Raw genomic sequence first — 15,302 nt, forward strand, 5'->3', positions numbered from 1 at the left:
AATTATCCTACTACTTCGCTATGATCTCACCTTTTGGGTGAGACAGGTGAAAATCATCAAAAAAGGTGTAACTTCCTGGTTTTAGAGGTGCAATGACGACAACAGAGCTAGCCCCCGGAGCGAGCACTTTTTCTTTGCGTAATTGGGTGCTTTCAAACTCTGCAGGTTCAGTGCCTGTATTGGTGATTTTGATCCGAATAATAGTTTTTGCAGGAACCTCGAGGACTCGTGGGATCAAGTCACCATTTTTCATTTCGAGTTCGACGGTAAATTTTTCTGCTGCGAAAACCGTATTCGGTATTAGCACTGAAAAAAGAAGCAGAGTAAGGCTTAGTAGTGTTCTCATCTTCATTTAGCTCAACAAAAGTGACCTTTAATAAAAGTAAAAGGGCTATTCGCAGCAATTAAGCAGCGGCTAGCCCTTAAACCCTATACACTCGCGATATTCAAGTTTAAATAACAGCGATATTAGTGATGCTGATGCGCACAGTTCATAAAGGTTTGTATGATCCTTGTGATACATTCATTTCACTTAGCTGCATCCCGAATGATTTAGAGTATTGATTCGTAGGTTAGTAGCTGCCTTTACGGCCGACGCCCGCATAGTCAAACTCCCATGAAACTTCGAAAGGTTTGAACCAAGGAGCAACGCCTGTTTCTTTATCGATATGACGACCAAAGGCAACTTGTTTGTTGTAGGATGGTGGATAAATTTTGTAGGTTACCTTGTATTTACCATTACCATCTAACTTGATGTTTTCGCCATAGTGAGGCCCATCACTTGCGACCATTGGCATGAAAGTACCCGTTTGGGTTTGGGGTTTGTCACCAAGTTTAGTTACTGTGTATTCGATGCTGAGATATGGGATCCAATCACCTTCAGCAAAACCATTCGGGTTATCTTCAACCGCATGAATATCTGCTTCTAAATGGATATCTGCTTTATCGGCCGGAAGGTGGGACATTGCATGTTGTCCTTCTTCGGTATCCATTGTGATAGGCTGTAGATAAACACCTTGGATTTCCATTCCATTTTTAATGACGGGCTGGCCTAAAGGGTATTCTTGAGCAAAAGCAGCCACAGAGAATAGAGCTAAACCCGAAACAGCAGCTTGATAAGCGAGTTTCATCATTTTGTCCTTACCATTATTTTATTATAGGAAGCGCAATTATAATCATTATTATTACTGCTATTCAAGTTAAAGTTTAAGCTGAAAATTTCATTTAACGCCAAATACATGAAAAGTTTTAAAAAAATAATTACAGTAAGAAAGTTATTATTCTTTAAAAAATATCTTGTTATATCGAATATAATCAGCTTATTGATTTTATGTCACGATGAATTGAACAGAGTTTGTTTATTATCACCCCACGAATATATAAAGGTGTAAAGTATGCAAAAACGTTATCTTGATTGTACGGCTTCTGAAATACTGCATATGAATAAAAAGGCATTATTAGAAGCGATTAAAGGAAGTGAAGGGCGCCTAGTGGTTTCTGAGACTATTGGCACTATTCAACCTGTTTTAATGAATGTGACAAATGCTGAACTTGCAGCGAGTCAAGGTGCTGACATTTTACTATTAAACATTTTTGATGTGGATAATCCCGTTGTTCAAGGGCTTCCTGATAATACACCTCAAACAGAGATCATCCGCACGTTAAAACGCCTTACTGGCCGAGCTATCGGCGTGAATCTAGAGCCTGTTCCCGCAGGTTTTAATAATCCTCATCAAGATGCGCAGTGGAAAATATCTGAAGGGCGATTAGCTACGGTAAAAAATGCCATCAAATTAAAAGAGATGGGAGTGGATATTATTGTATTAACGGGAAATCCAGGCAATGGCGTCACCAATCATGAAATTAATTTAAGCCTAAAAGAGCTTAAAGCGGCTGTGGGTGAAAATATTATCTTGGTCACGGGCAAAATGCATGCTGCGGGGGTGTTAAATGAATCTGCTGAGCAGTTAATTACCGAGACGGATATTCGTAGTTTTATTGATAGCGGTGCAGATGTGATTTTATTACCAGCCCCTGGAACGGTGCCGGGGATCTCAGCCGAATTTGTGCAAAAAATGGTGGCTTATTGTCATTCACAAGGGGTATTAACGATGACGGCAATTGGGACATCGCAAGAAGGGGCGGATATACAAACCATTCGCCAAATTGCGCTGATGTGTAAAATGGCAGGAACAGATCTGCATCATATCGGCGATTCGGGCTATAACGGTATTGCATTACCAGAGAATATTTTAAATTATGGTATTGTGATCCGAGGTGTTCGGCATACTTATTCACGTATTGCTCGTTCAATAAATCGTTAGTGTTTTTTAAGCCGAGAGTTGATAGGGAATAGCTTTCGGCTTTATGGTTTATATTCGTTTCATTAGGTAGACCAAATGAGGAAAGTGCGACAGCTAAGGTGATTATTTATTAACGTTATCGGTATCGGTATCGGTATCTGTATTGGTATAGCTAATATTGTTTACAGTTTCTGGATAAAGCCAACTAATAAATAAAGTCAATCCAATAAATATCGGGATAACTGAAGCTAATAACAAACCTAAAGCCCATGAAAATGGTAGGTTTATGGACAAAAATGTCCATAATATAAAGGAAAGACCTAAAATTATGATTGAGATAATAATGGCCTCTATATTTTCTACCCTTCTCTTTGATGGTGCAAATTCAAAGGTTTTTGGGTTTACATCGAGTTTAGTAAATACACTTTGATTGATTTTTATATCAGGAGTTCTCGCAAGTCCTTTAAGGACCGCCTTGAGCATCCACTTCCTTTTTTCTATTGGAGAGAAAAGTGAATAGTTAAGCCAGTTTTCGAGGGGGAATTTATATTCTTTACGCTCATTTGAGGCATTTTTATATTGAAAAACAAGATAGTCAGGCCGATTTCTACCGCCTGTTTTAATATGCACAATATACTCAGAGCAAATAGTTTCCCAGAGTATTTCAATGTTCCCGTTTGGATATAGGGTATTAATAATACGAAATCCGTCGTTATCTACAGAAAAATAACCAACAGTTTTACTTAATCGTTTTAGTAGAGCATAAAATGAAACTAATAGTATGGCCTCAATAGTAATAAAAAGTAACTTTCCCAAGATAACTTCCCATAAAATGAGAGAAGTAAATGCAAATAGCAATGCAAAAAATAGCCATAAAAAATAAATAACTGCTTGATTACCATGGCCAATTACGGGTTCTATAGGGCGTTTTAGTTCATTTGGTAATGGGTAAATTATCGTTTCGAAGATAACATAAGGGTTATTGTTGTTACTGATACTATTGTCGTTACTCATGCTATCTATACTGAAAGTATTGCTGTTGTAGCTATGGTTATTTCTACGTCTGTTGCTTTTCTTATTCTTGCTCTTATTTTTCTTCATATTTTAACGAACAGTATTTAGCATCAACTCTTTTTAATGGAATCGAAGAGGGTAACATAAGTCAAATTTGATAGCTAATAAATAACGATGTATTAATAATGTCTATTTTATAGCGGTAAAATCCTTAAGAGGTAAATGGCTTAATCTAATCAATGTTCATAGCTAAAAATTTGTACAATTTTTACTATACTTCAGGTAAAATCCAGCCCATTTTTTAAAACAATAAAAGAAGTGAGTTATGTCGCAAAATACTAATCCGGTGCCAAAAATTGGTTTTGTTTCACTTGGCTGCCCAAAAAATCTTGTCGATTCAGAACGTATCTTGACTGAACTACGCACAGATGGCTATCAAGTTGTACCAAGTTATGATGATGCTGATTTGGTCATTGTGAATACTTGTGGCTTTATTGATAGTGCCGTTCAAGAGTCTCTTGAAGCGATTGGTGAAGCATTAAATGAAAATGGCAAAGTGATTGTGACAGGGTGTCTTGGGGCTAAAGAAAACCAAATCCGCGAAGTACACCCAAAAGTACTCGAAATTACAGGCCCTCATAGTTATGAGCAAGTACTCAATCATGTTCATCATTATGTGCCAAAACCAGAACATGATCCTTTTTTGAGCTTAGTTCCTGAGCAAGGTGTTAAATTAACGCCAAAACATTATGCCTATTTGAAGATATCGGAAGGTTGTAATCACCGTTGTACATTCTGCATTATTCCATCCATGCGTGGTGACTTAGATAGTCGCGCCATTGGGGATGTACTAAATGAAGCAAAACGCTTAGTTGAATCAGGCGTTAAAGAGCTACTGGTGATCTCACAAGATACTTCCGCTTATGGTGTTGATGTCAAACATCGTACAGGCTTTTGGGAAGGTAAACCCGTTAAAACCAGTATGGTTGGCTTATGTGAGCAATTAGCGTCACTTGGTGTGTGGGTTCGCTTACATTATGTCTACCCATACCCACATGTTGATGAGGTAATCCCATTGATGGCGGAAGGGAAAGTTCTTCCTTATTTGGATATTCCATTGCAGCATGCTAGCCCAAAAATTCTAAAACTCATGAAACGCCCTGGTGCGGTCGAAAGAACACTTGAGCGTATTAAACGCTGGCGTGAAATTTGCCCTGAATTAACTTTACGCTCTACTTTTATTGTGGGCTTCCCAGGGGAAACGGAAGAAGATTTCCAAATGTTACTCGACTTCTTACAAGAAGCGCGCCTTGATCGCGTTGGCTGCTTTAAATATAGTCCAGTTGAAGGCGCGAAAGCGAACGAGCTAGCCGATCAGGTTCCTGAAGAAGTTAAAGAGGAGCGCTATCATCGTTTTATGCAGTTGCAACAACAAATTTCAACAGAAAGGTTGCAAGAAAAAATTGGGCGCAAATTGCCTGTTATCATTGATGAAGTCGATGATGAAGGTGCAATTGGTCGTAGTATGGCGGATGCCCCAGAAATTGATGGTATGGTTTATTTAAATGGTGAATTTGACGTGAAGCCAGGTGACATTGTTAATGTGCTGATTGAGCATGCTGATGAGTATGATCTCTGGGGTTCAATTGTCTCTGAATAACCACCAAGTGAAAAGATAATAGACAAAAGCCTGCTCAATAATTGAACGAGCAGGCTTTTTTTAGCCGCATTATTAGTATCTAATTTCGATATAATCAATGTTATTGTCCTAGATCAAAGGATAAAAAACTATTCATGTATTATTTGATTTGTGATATTAAAATTTCATGAAAAATTGACATAATTTGAGAATGACTTACGGATGTATAAGGATGGCTATGTCTATTGATTTATCATCTCCAGTAATTTCTCCCAAATCAAAAGAAGTGGCGAAGGCGATTTCTTCAGAGTTGTTAATTCATTTTGCCAGTCTTGCTATCGAAAACGGATTGGCTCCTATCAATGATATGACTATCGATGCTTCACTTATTGAGCCTAATGGAAAAACGTTGTGGTTAAGTGAGATGCTGACAGCACCATTGGCTATTACCAACGTATTATCAAATTGTACAACTCAGGAAGCGTTATTTAGCTTATTTACTCATCCTGTTAAGTTACAGGGAACCTTTTATTATCTCGCCCCTATTTATTGTGAAAATAGAGCATTAATTGCCATCGTTGCGTTTGCTTCTCAAACGGTTGACAGCACTATTCTACTTGCCTTAGCAAACGCTGTTGGTCGTGAAATCAGTGAGAAAATAAAGCGTCACTTATGTTTGCAAGAGTTGGTTTTTGAAAAACATCAACCTACAGAGCGCCGAGAGCTGAGTATTCAGGAAGTCGAAAAAGCGGCAATTATCGAAGCGGCAAGGCTTTGTGGTGGAAAGGTCCAAGAGATGCATCAAGTCTTGAATATGGGGAGAACAACGCTTTGGCGAAAACTAAAGCAATACGACATTAATATTAAGGAATATAAGTAACTAACTCAAAGCGGGCTCATTATGCATGAAAAACAATGAGCAAAAAATGGTTGTAATTGATGGTTATCATCAAGAGATATAAAAGCCTTTCGAGTCGTTACACAAACCGCCGTATATTTTTACGGCGGCCTATGTTGAATCTATCAGAAATTGTCAGTGGTGGTAGTTGAAGCTCACCGTTTCACCATTTATGACGTCACTATTAATGAGCGAGTCTCAATAGATAATTGTAATTTTGTTTGTTCAGCTATTTGGTGAATGTTGTCGCCAAGATCCGTTAATATCGGTAGCCCCATTTTTGCCGCAATAATACAGGTATGGGAATAAGGGGAACCATTTGCCAGAGCAACACCCACTACGTTTGTATTTCTGTAGCGAAGTAGTTCAGAGGGGCCTAAGTTACCACTTAAAATAATCGTAGGCTCGGTGAAAGCACATGATGGCTGTGCGACAGATGATATTGACATAAGTAACTGATTTTTTAAGTCTTCAATATCAATAAATCGAGCTTGTAAATACTCATCGTCTAGTTGCTGATACTGTTTTGACATATTGTTGAATATGTTGGAAATCGCGTCATAGGCAGTATTGCGTTCATTTTCGATGCTTTGTGTGATTGATTCTACAAGTTCATCATCTTCTAATAATAAGCGATGTCCTCGAAAAATATTGGCAATCTCTTCACCATATTGTTCGTTCAGTGTATTAGCGAGAGAATCTAAGTGCGTTTTTAACTGTTCAATTGCTTTGGTGGCCCTACGGGTTTCGTTTTCACTTGTTTGATAAGACGAAATGCAAGGTTCAGTGTTTGGAGCGTGGTGATGAGCTAACCCTGCTACGATTGGTACATAGGCCGTTTTCCCTACAAAGGTTTTGCTGTCCGTTGTTGCGATGTTATCTCCAAAATTGTGTTGGGCAAGCTGATTAAAAGCATCGATGGCATTTTGGCTATCTACTCCTTCTGCAACCAATGTAATTTTGTCACCTTGACGCACCTGTAATAACGCAATTTGGTTCATGCTTTTCGCATCCGCGCGTTTTTCACCATGACGTAATTCTAGTGTGGCTGTAAAACCAGAAAGCAACGTTGCTAATTTTGCCGCTGGGCGGATATGTAGGCCCGAAGGATTCTTGACCACCCATTGGGTTGTTAATGCCTGCTCTGAAAAATGAGTATGTTTGTCTTTTTCATTCTCAGTGGTAGTGACGGTGTCATTTAGCTGTTGCTGTTTTGCCTGTAAAGCTTGTTGAGCTTCATTTAATATTTCATCAATTGAAGCTCCACCCGATGCGGCGGCCGTAATCGCTATGGCGCCTTCCACTAAAGGGGCGCTACATAAATGAACCTTTTCTGCCAAATCTGGATCGATGAGATCAAGTGCCGTTTCTGCACTGAGTAGTGCACTGCCTAAGTCCATTAATAAAATGATATGCTCGGCATCGGATAAACTTTCGATTGCCTCCATCACTTTCACCGCATCTGTGCCGATAGGGTGAGTTTCATCATCAACACCTGCCGCGGTGATGATGTGACACTTTTGTTTGTTTTGCATTTGCGCTGCAAGTTGATGCAACCCATCAGCGAGCAATTTACTATGAGAAACAATAATGAGACCAATCATATCCTTCTCCTTTACCAAAGTGTGGCGTTCAATCGTATCGTTTGATAATAGGGAATTTTACGGCAAAAAGAGAGCGCCTCGGCTGTTATTGAGCAATAAAAGTGTAAAATATTAGCGGAAGCGCAAATAAACCAGCCAATGCTCGTGGATGTTTGCTGTGTGGCAAGGATCGAGACTTAAAAACGTTTGCTCCCTTTTCCTGAAATTTTCATGGTGTCAGCTTACTGATACAAAAATTAAAGAAAAATGAAGTAACGGCATTATTATTGACTAATCATTGATACTTGGATGTCAGTTTTGAACCGTTTTTTTTAGATTAAGAGCATTTTTAGAGAATAGGATTTAACGGAGAGTAACTTAAATTTAAAAGAAAAGTTGAGTGCACCTAGGCGGTTATTTATATGAAAGAGGGAGATAAGTGAAATAACTTAAAACTAATATGCGAAATTATTTCACGGTGAAAATAATAATTCACTTAAGTAACATTAACGATATCGGCGAAGGAGGCTGACACACTGCAAGTTTACATGTGGCAGCCCAGAACATTAACTAATCTAGCCATGAAAATGGCCTATAGCAATTAAAACTGTAAAAACCTTAATATTCAAAATAAAAATATATTAATGGTTAAATTTTTTAATTAATTAAAGCTAAATAGCTAAATTAATATTATCGACAATGTGCATTGATAATCAATGATGTCATAAATTTCTAGAGTAAGTATTTATATATTCATACTCTTGTATTAATTGCGGTAACGATTTTATGCCGAGTTTTGTATAAATATTTGAGCGATGAACTTCAACCGTTCTTGGCGAAAGTGCTAATTTTTCAGCAGTTTCCTTACTCGTGTTACCTTCTAGGATCATATCCATGATCTCTTTTTCTCGATTGGAAAGACGATCAAATTTATCTGCTAATTTATTGTATTTCTTGAGCTCAGAATGCTCATTAGCAAACAATTCCATAGCATGGCTGACAGCATGCGCGATATCCGAATCTTTAAATGGAAATGAAAAGAAATCAAATGCGCCGGATTTGAAACTTTCACGGCAAAGCTCTACAGATGGCTTTTCTGATAGGATAATAAAAGGGATGATACCTAATGAACCATTGATATTATTCAATCTGCCAATATGATTATTTTCACTGTTTAGGAATATTAATACACACTCTTTTGCTCCTTCTTCTTGAGGGTACGTATAATTACTTGTAAATAAATCTTCATCATTATAGAACTTAAAATTGAAACCAAAAGATTCCATCATTAGTTTCAGTTTATTCTTAATGACATTATCATTTTCTATGATTACGTGAATGGTGTTATTCATCACCATACTCCTGTTACACTGATTTGATATTCATATAAAATTTGAAAAATACGTTGAGCCAGATTGCTACGTAAGCTAATGGTAATATTTTCTTGCTAATTTTTTAGATTTATTATTAATGTATTTACGGACCTTTAACGACCTTAATTTATATTATATTTCGCGACTAGGTAAATTTAATATAAAAGTAGGGTTAATGGTTAACGTTTGTGTCATTAAGTAAAAAATAATAAATATCTTACTATATGGTAAGTAGAAACACGTATACTTTGTTTATCTCACTATATATTTTAGATATGTTATAAAATTTTTTTATGTAATGGAATGATAATATCGTAAAATAGTAGTCATAAAAAGCTCTAATACTAGATTTAGTATAGTTTCATTTGTAATAATCACAAATATATTTAATCACTCCTGTAGGTGATTTTTATCCTTATCATGTTAGAATTTTCATTCGTTATTATATGGCTGAGTGAAAACACGTAATGGCTTCTTTAAAAGATGTGGCTCGACTTGCTAATGTTTCATTGATGACAGTCTCAAGAGCCATCAATAACCCTGAGCTTCTGAAACCTGATACCCTAAAACAGGTGCAGCAAGCCATTCAAACACTTAACTATGTTCCTGATTTTTCCGCTCGAAAAATTCGTGGGAAGGGGTCGAAAATATCCACGGTTGGTGTACTTGCGCTTGATACGGCTACAACACCTTACTCAGTTGAAATTATTCTTTCAATAGAACAGACCGCAAGGCAGTTTGGTTGGAGTAGTTTTGTGGTCAATATCACATCAAATGATGATAATGAGCGTGCTGTACGACAATTATTGTCGCAGCGGCCGGATGGTATCATTTACACAACAATGGGGCTAAGAGAAGTATCGATACCAGAAGGGCTACATACTTATCCTCTTGTATTGGCAAACTGTATTGACCCACAGCAGAATTTTCCTGCCTATATCCCTGATGATTACCACGGGCAGTATCATGCAATGTGCAAATTGATTGAAAAAGGTTATCGACGCCCTTTGTGTTTGTATATTCCAAAAGAAACATTAGCAGGACAGACCCGTAGAGAAGCGGTTGAATCTTCATGGAAGTCGGCTGGATTACCACAAGAGGCATTAAAACAATATCACTTAGCGCTTGGTGATGAACATTATCTGGATGTGATCGACCTTATTAATAGGCATTGTGAAAGTGGTAAACCTGATTTTGATGTTGTGGTATGTGGTAATGATCGTATCGCTTTTTTAGCGTATCAGGTTTTGCTGAGCAAAGGGCTGCGTATACCTAAAGATGTTGCCGTATTGGGGTATGACAATATGATTGCGGTTGGGGAGCTGTTTTATCCACCATTGAGTACGGTTGTGCTGCCTCACTATCAGCTAGGGCAGGAGGCAGCATTACATATTATTGAACAACGAAAAATTGAAGGTACACAGTATGTTTCTTGTGACCTTCTGGAGCGCTCATCAATTTAATGAAAGGATCACGGTTTATTCGCGATCCTTAAAAAGTGGTTATTCGACCGCTTTATGCAGTGGCCATAATGTCGCCTTTATTAATTTGGCTTTCTGGTTTATGGCAAATAAAGTTAAAACTCGCTCCCCTTCTTGCGGATAAATTCGGCTGGTAAAACACATTTCCCCCTCATTGATAAAAACTTCAATGCTAGATTTATCAATAAAAGCACGTATTTTGAGATACTGGGTTTGTGGTAACGGCGCACAGCGGTAATCACTAATAACATATTCTGGATAGTGGCGGGTGAGCATTAAGGTTTGTGTCTGCCCATCAATGAAGAATTGAGCACCATTACCAATCCAAAAACCGAATTTTTCAGCCAGGCTGTTCTGTAAATCCCAAATTAACTCAATTTCACAGGCTTTGGCATCATCATACATTTTAATCACACTATTTTTTTCTAACACACAAGGTGTGATCTCAATAGCTTCTTGCCGTAACGATGTCAGCTCTTTAATTGGGTTTACCCGTATTTTACCTTGGTTGTTCAAGGTTAGCTCTCTTGGGATGGTAAAGCAGCCTGACCAACCGTGAGGTTTTGATGGCATATGGCTTTCCCACATATCCATCCAAGCAATCGCTATACGCCGTCCATCTTTAGATAAGAAAGTTTGCGGCGCATAAAAGTCATGACCAAAATCGATTTCGGTAAAATGGTGAGTTATTTCATAAGGCTGTTGCGGTGACCAATGACCCACAAGATAGCCATTTTGGAAACGGTTTCGATACTGATGACCCGATGGTTTTTTGCCTTGAGGGGAAAATAATGTGACAAACTGTTCGCCTAAAGGGAAAAAATCAGGGCATTCCCACATATAAACATTTTTATCTTCTGTTTTAGCCAAAACTTGGTATTCACTAGGCCAATTAAGTAGATCCTCTGTGCTAAAGAGGAGAATTTGCCCCTGATTTAAATGGTCTCTTGCACCAACGACCATCCACCAACGGGAATCTTGATACCAAACTTTTGGGTCACGGAAGTGCATATAACCTTCAGGTGGAGGGATAAGGACACCTTTTTTCTCAAAATGTATGCCATCTTCACTCACTGCAAGGCACTGCGCTTGATAGATCTCGCTGTCATCCCCTTCATCGGATAACCAAATATGACCGGTGTAAAATAAGTATAGTTTTCCATGATGACTGACCGCAGAGCCTGAAAAACAACCGTCGCGATCATAGTCATTACCCGGTGCGAGGGCGATAGGTTGATGTGACCAGTGGAGCATATCTTGACTCGTAGCATGCCCCCAATGCATTGGTCCCCAATCTGAACTGTAGGGATGATGTTGGTAAAAAGCATGGTATAGACCATTATGATAAACAAGCCCATTTGGATCATTTAACCAACCCGCATAAGAGGCAAGATGATATTCAGGATAAAATTGCTTGTTTAGAGATTGTCTCGCTGTTTCAAGCGCTATCGATGCTTGTTCAATACGTTGTTTCATCATAGCTCCTTTACGTGTACCGATTGTTTATCAGTGCTTATTGTTAAAAAGATTAGGTAATACACATTGATCCATAAATAGGATGAGGCGATATAACACGTGCGTTAATATTGTCTTTTATTTATACTCTAAGCTTTAAATGTTAACGTTAACAATCTGGGTTTTCCAGTACTAATTTGTGTTAATGTAATAATTGTATGTCGAGTCATTCAATCTTCGAATGGGGTGAATATGAAAGTTTGGTCTTTAGGTGATGCGGTCGTTGATTTAATTCCTCTGCACAGTATGCAATATGAAGCCTGTGCTGGTGGGGCTCCTGTGAATGTCGCTGCTGGTGTTGCAAAATTAGGGATACCAAGTGGTTTTATTGGGCGCGTAGGCGAAGATGCTTTTGGTCATTTTATGCAAAAGACGTTATTTGATATCGGTGTTGATACTAGCGCGATGGAATTTGATGAGCGGTATCGCACGAGTACGGTGTTAGTGTCTTTACATGAAAACGGTGAACGTGAGTTTTCCTTTTTAGTTTCACCTTCGGCAGATCAATTTCTCAGTAACAAAAATTTACCGCGTTTTGAAAAAGATATACTGCATTTTTGTTCGTTAGCGCTTGTTCATCCAGTTTGCCGCGCATCATTAAATGAAGCAATTGATAAAATTCAGCAAGCGGGGGGATTACTCAGTTTTGATATTAATATTCGACCTCAAATGTGGTCGGATCCTATTGAAATGCATACCAAGGTCGATGAATTTGCTTATCAGGCAGACATACTGAAACTCTCGGAAGATGAGTTATTGTGGCTTGTTGAGGAGGTGACATTGGATAGGGCAATAGAGAAACTCAAGAATTATCCTGCCCGTTTGAAAGTTGTCACTCAGGGAGCGAAGGGCTGCTTGGTATTAACCCATACTCATCAAATCGGCATTAGCGCATATCGTGTCGAAAGTGTTGATACGACGGGGGCTGGTGATGCTTTTATGGCTGGATTGCTTGCGGCCATCGCCCAATTTGGAGTGAGTGATAATGATGACGATTTAATGAAAGTCATTACACAAGCAACAGCTTGTGGTGCATTAGCGACAACACGTAAAGGGGCAATCAGTGCAGCGCCATCCCAGCAAGAGCTAACGGCATTTATTCACCAGCAACCACCATTACATATTCGCGAACGTTGAGAAGGGCTTTACGGATGCGAATAGTGATGTTAATTAATTCAAATTGATAAATAAAAGTGTATGATATTTATAGTGAAATTTTATTTAAGAAAACATCAATTTTGGGTTAATTATGTTACTGAGATCAGGGGTAGCATTGGCTATCTTTTCTTATATTTTATGGGGGATCACACCGCTTTTTTACCGTTTGTTGCCCGGCGCTGAACCTTTAGAGCTACTTGCCCAACGTGTAATTTGGTCGATCCCCTTTTTATTAGCCATTCGCTTACTGATTAAAAATAAAACGCTTTGGCAACAAGTATGGGCAGATAAACGCTCAATTATTTTATGTTTGTTTAGTTCATCTATTATGGCGATATCATGGGGGGCATTCACTTATGCATTAACCCATGGGCAAGTACTTGCTGCCAGCCTAGGTTATTTTATTAATCCACTGTTTTCTATTTTACTTGGGGTCGTATTTTTACATGAACGGCTAGTTTTAGCCGAGAAAATGGCGGTATTGCTGATTTTTTCCGGTGTCTGTTTCCAAATCTGGCAGTATGGTGAATTGCCTCTACTTGCCCTTGTGATGGGAAGTGCTTTTGCCGTCTATGGTTTGATCCGCAAATTTATTCGTTTTGATGTTATCACTTCCCTTTTTGTTGAGGCGATGTGGCTATTGCCTGTCGCCATTGGGATCACATGGTGGCTATCCGCTAATGGCACGAGTGCTGTCGAGGCGGGGGATTGGCAAATCAAGCTGCTGTATATGCTTGCGGCTCCGGTGACAATTATTCCATTACTGTTTTTCACTGCGGCGATAAAACGCACAACATTAACCGTAATAGGGCTTGCCCAATATATTGAACCAACGATCCAATTCTTATTAGCTGTATTCTTATTTAATGAACTATTTGATTGGGTGAAAGGGGTTAGTTTCTCATTGATTTGGTTAGGATTACTGTGCTGTATTATTGCCTTGCTGCATAAGCGCTACAACGAATATCACAAACGTGTCCCTTATGTAACAGGTCGTGATAAGCGTTAGAAATGCTAAGCGAATATTGCGATAAATGAAGTGAAATACGATCTCTTATGGTTTAAGCAAACGATTGCGTATATAATCTTGTCCATGAAATCAGCTTTTTTATACAAGGTTATCCATCATGAATAAATTAGGTACAGCGCTTTGTCCTTCTGCAACAAAAGTGATGCTGCTCGGTTCAGGAGAGCTCGGGAAAGAAGTGGCGATTGAGTGCCAGCGTTTGGGCATTGAAGTTATTGCGGTTGATCGTTATGACCATGCGCCCGCCATGCATGTTGCTCACCGTAGTTATACCGTTAACATGCTAGATGGAGAGGCAATTCGCCAACTTGTTGAGAAAGAAAAACCTGATTTTATCGTGCCGGAAATTGAAGCGATTGCGACCAAGACCTTAGTGGAATTGGAGCAACAAGGGCAAAAAGTGGTGCCTTCTGCTAATGCGGTTTATTTAACCATGAATCGTGAAGGGATCCGCCGGCTTGCGGCAGAAGAATTAGGCTTACCGACCTCAGATTATCGTTTTGTTGAGACTGAAGCGGATTTTGTGACCGCAGCTAAAGAGATTGGCTTCCCTTGTATAGTCAAACCAGTAATGAGCTCTTCGGGTAAAGGCCAAAGTGTTATGCGCGGCGAACAGGATCTCAAAGCAGCATGGCACTATTCGCAAGAAGGTGGACGTACTGGTCAGGGGCGTGTGATCGTTGAAAAAATGATCCATTTTGATTTTGAAATCACGATGCTCACCATTAATGCCGTTGATGGTATTCATTTTTGTGCGCCTATTGGGCACCGCCAAGAAAAAGGGGATTATCGAGAATCATGGCAACCACAACAAATGAGTGAAAAGGCATTGGAAAATGCACAAGCGGCCGCTGCCAAAATTGTGACTGCATTAGGTGGGTATGGCTTATTTGGTGTGGAACTATTTGTATGTGGTGATGAGATCATTTTTAATGAAGTTTCGCCTCGGCCTCATGATACAGGTATGGTGACCTTAATTTCACAAAACTTATCTGAATTTGCCCTTCATGTGCGTGCTTTCTTGGGGCTACCTATCGGGGCAATCCGTCAATATGGGCCAAGTGCATCGGCGGTGATCCTTCCTGAATTGTCTAGTCGTGATGTTGTTTTTTCGGGGTTAGGGCAAGCGTTAGATTCGGATATTCAATTACGCTTATTTGGTAAACCTGAAATTGCCGGAACTCGCCGCTTAGGTGTTGCCTTGGCGATTGCAGATTCTATCGATCATGCGTTAAATAAGGCGAAGAAGGCAGCGGCAACCATAACCGTGAATGGGTAATGGTATCATGATCGCCCACTTAGGGTGAGTGG

At 39.1% G+C, this 15,302-nt stretch carries 12 protein-coding genes and 1 pseudogene; 7 read left to right on the forward strand and 6 right to left on the reverse strand.

The features are described from left to right. Positions 1-10 precede the first annotated feature (10 nt). Together PSF11_RS08040 and PSF11_RS08045 are read right to left on the reverse strand one after the other, a co-directional pair. On the reverse strand, positions 11-346 hold the full coding sequence (locus PSF11_RS08040; RefSeq protein ID WP_014656601.1) for a cupredoxin domain-containing protein: 336 nt from the start codon (positions 344-346) through the stop codon (positions 11-13). Positions 347-572: 226 nt separating this feature from the next. After that, positions 573-1,130: an iron transporter gene (locus PSF11_RS08045; protein ID WP_014656600.1), complete on the reverse strand. Its 558-nt coding sequence runs from the start codon at positions 1,128-1,130 to the stop codon at positions 573-575. A 264-nt stretch (positions 1,131-1,394) separates the two neighbouring features. On the opposite strand from PSF11_RS08045, the gene PSF11_RS08050 reads away from it, so the two are divergent. Next, on the forward strand, positions 1,395-2,324 hold the full coding sequence (locus tag PSF11_RS08050) for a DUF7916 family protein (protein ID WP_004922707.1): 930 nt from the start codon (positions 1,395-1,397) through the stop codon (positions 2,322-2,324). Between the two features lie 102 nt (positions 2,325-2,426). Here the strand turns inward: PSF11_RS08050 and PSF11_RS08055 are convergent, their stop codons facing one another. Beyond that, on the reverse strand, positions 2,427-3,317 hold the full coding sequence (locus tag PSF11_RS08055) for a hypothetical protein (protein WP_225829630.1): 891 nt from the start codon (positions 3,315-3,317) through the stop codon (positions 2,427-2,429). A gap of 325 nt (positions 3,318-3,642) precedes the next feature. Between PSF11_RS08055 and rimO the strand changes: the two genes are divergently transcribed. Both rimO and PSF11_RS08065 read left to right on the forward strand, forming a co-directional pair. After that, positions 3,643-4,977 carry a 30S ribosomal protein S12 methylthiotransferase RimO gene (gene rimO / locus PSF11_RS08060; RefSeq protein ID WP_004922699.1) on the forward strand — a complete coding sequence of 445 codons (1,335 nt, stop codon included), beginning with the start codon at positions 3,643-3,645 and terminating at the stop codon, positions 4,975-4,977. A 721-nt stretch (positions 4,978-5,698) separates the two neighbouring features. Beyond that, positions 5,699-5,836: pseudogene (locus tag PSF11_RS08065) on the forward strand (helix-turn-helix domain-containing protein); the annotation flags it as partial. 188 nt (positions 5,837-6,024) lie between these two features. Here PSF11_RS08065 and dhaM read toward each other — a convergent pair. Together dhaM and PSF11_RS08075 are read right to left on the reverse strand one after the other, a co-directional pair. After that, on the reverse strand, positions 6,025-7,458 hold the full coding sequence (gene dhaM / locus PSF11_RS08070; protein ID WP_072502472.1) for a dihydroxyacetone kinase phosphoryl donor subunit DhaM: 1,434 nt from the start codon (positions 7,456-7,458) through the stop codon (positions 6,025-6,027). A gap of 701 nt (positions 7,459-8,159) precedes the next feature. Further along, positions 8,160-8,789, reverse strand: a complete 630-nt coding sequence (locus tag PSF11_RS08075) for a response regulator transcription factor (RefSeq protein ID WP_014656595.1) — start codon at positions 8,787-8,789, stop codon at positions 8,160-8,162. 488 nt (positions 8,790-9,277) lie between these two features. Here PSF11_RS08075 and PSF11_RS08080 point away from each other — a divergent pair, with 488 nt between their 5' ends. Further along, complete coding sequence (locus PSF11_RS08080; RefSeq protein ID WP_036941349.1) at positions 9,278-10,273, forward strand: LacI family DNA-binding transcriptional regulator; 996 nt, start codon at positions 9,278-9,280, stop codon at positions 10,271-10,273. Between the two features lie 39 nt (positions 10,274-10,312). On the opposite strand, the gene PSF11_RS08085 is transcribed toward PSF11_RS08080, so the two are convergent. After that, positions 10,313-11,767 (reverse strand): glycoside hydrolase family 32 protein, encoded by a 1,455-nt coding sequence (locus tag PSF11_RS08085; protein WP_072502471.1) that lies wholly within the window; start codon positions 11,765-11,767, stop codon positions 10,313-10,315. Positions 11,768-11,998: 231 nt separating this feature from the next. On the opposite strand from PSF11_RS08085, the gene PSF11_RS08090 reads away from it, so the two are divergent. The 3 genes from PSF11_RS08090 (at position 11,999) to purT (ending at position 15,270) form a co-directional block, all read left to right on the forward strand. Next, positions 11,999-12,943: an aminoimidazole riboside kinase gene (locus PSF11_RS08090; protein WP_072502470.1), complete on the forward strand. Its 945-nt coding sequence runs from the start codon at positions 11,999-12,001 to the stop codon at positions 12,941-12,943. A 112-nt stretch (positions 12,944-13,055) separates the two neighbouring features. Then, complete coding sequence (gene rarD / locus PSF11_RS08095) at positions 13,056-13,973, forward strand: EamA family transporter RarD (RefSeq protein WP_004922670.1); 918 nt, start codon at positions 13,056-13,058, stop codon at positions 13,971-13,973. Between the two features lie 118 nt (positions 13,974-14,091). Then, complete coding sequence (gene purT, locus PSF11_RS08100; RefSeq protein WP_004922667.1) at positions 14,092-15,270, forward strand: formate-dependent phosphoribosylglycinamide formyltransferase; 1,179 nt, start codon at positions 14,092-14,094, stop codon at positions 15,268-15,270. Positions 15,271-15,302: the final 32 nt, after the last annotated feature.

Origin of the sequence: Providencia sp. PROV119, from assembly GCF_028482435.1 — a bacterium.
Taxonomy (GTDB): domain Bacteria; phylum Pseudomonadota; class Gammaproteobacteria; order Enterobacterales; family Enterobacteriaceae; genus Providencia; species Providencia stuartii.

Coding starts and splice junctions, on each gene's coding strand:
- PSF11_RS08040 (WP_014656601.1), bottom strand. CDS start 346: ATGAGAACACTACTAAGCCTTACTCTGCTTCTTTTTTCAGTGCTAATA.
- PSF11_RS08045 (WP_014656600.1), bottom strand. CDS start 1,130: ATGAAACTCGCTTATCAAGCTGCTGTTTCGGGTTTAGCTCTATTCTCT.
- PSF11_RS08050 (WP_004922707.1), top strand. CDS start 1,395: ATGCAAAAACGTTATCTTGATTGTACGGCTTCTGAAATACTGCATATG.
- PSF11_RS08055 (WP_225829630.1), bottom strand. CDS start 3,317: ATGAGTAACGACAATAGTATCAGTAACAACAATAACCCTTATGTTATC.
- rimO (WP_004922699.1), top strand. CDS start 3,643: ATGTCGCAAAATACTAATCCGGTGCCAAAAATTGGTTTTGTTTCACTT.
- dhaM (WP_072502472.1), bottom strand. CDS start 7,458: ATGATTGGTCTCATTATTGTTTCTCATAGTAAATTGCTCGCTGATGGG.
- PSF11_RS08075 (WP_014656595.1), bottom strand. CDS start 8,789: ATGAATAACACCATTCACGTAATCATAGAAAATGATAATGTCATTAAG.
- PSF11_RS08080 (WP_036941349.1), top strand. CDS start 9,278: ATGGCTTCTTTAAAAGATGTGGCTCGACTTGCTAATGTTTCATTGATG.
- PSF11_RS08085 (WP_072502471.1), bottom strand. CDS start 11,767: ATGAAACAACGTATTGAACAAGCATCGATAGCGCTTGAAACAGCGAGA.
- PSF11_RS08090 (WP_072502470.1), top strand. CDS start 11,999: ATGAAAGTTTGGTCTTTAGGTGATGCGGTCGTTGATTTAATTCCTCTG.
- rarD (WP_004922670.1), top strand. CDS start 13,056: ATGTTACTGAGATCAGGGGTAGCATTGGCTATCTTTTCTTATATTTTA.
- purT (WP_004922667.1), top strand. CDS start 14,092: ATGAATAAATTAGGTACAGCGCTTTGTCCTTCTGCAACAAAAGTGATG.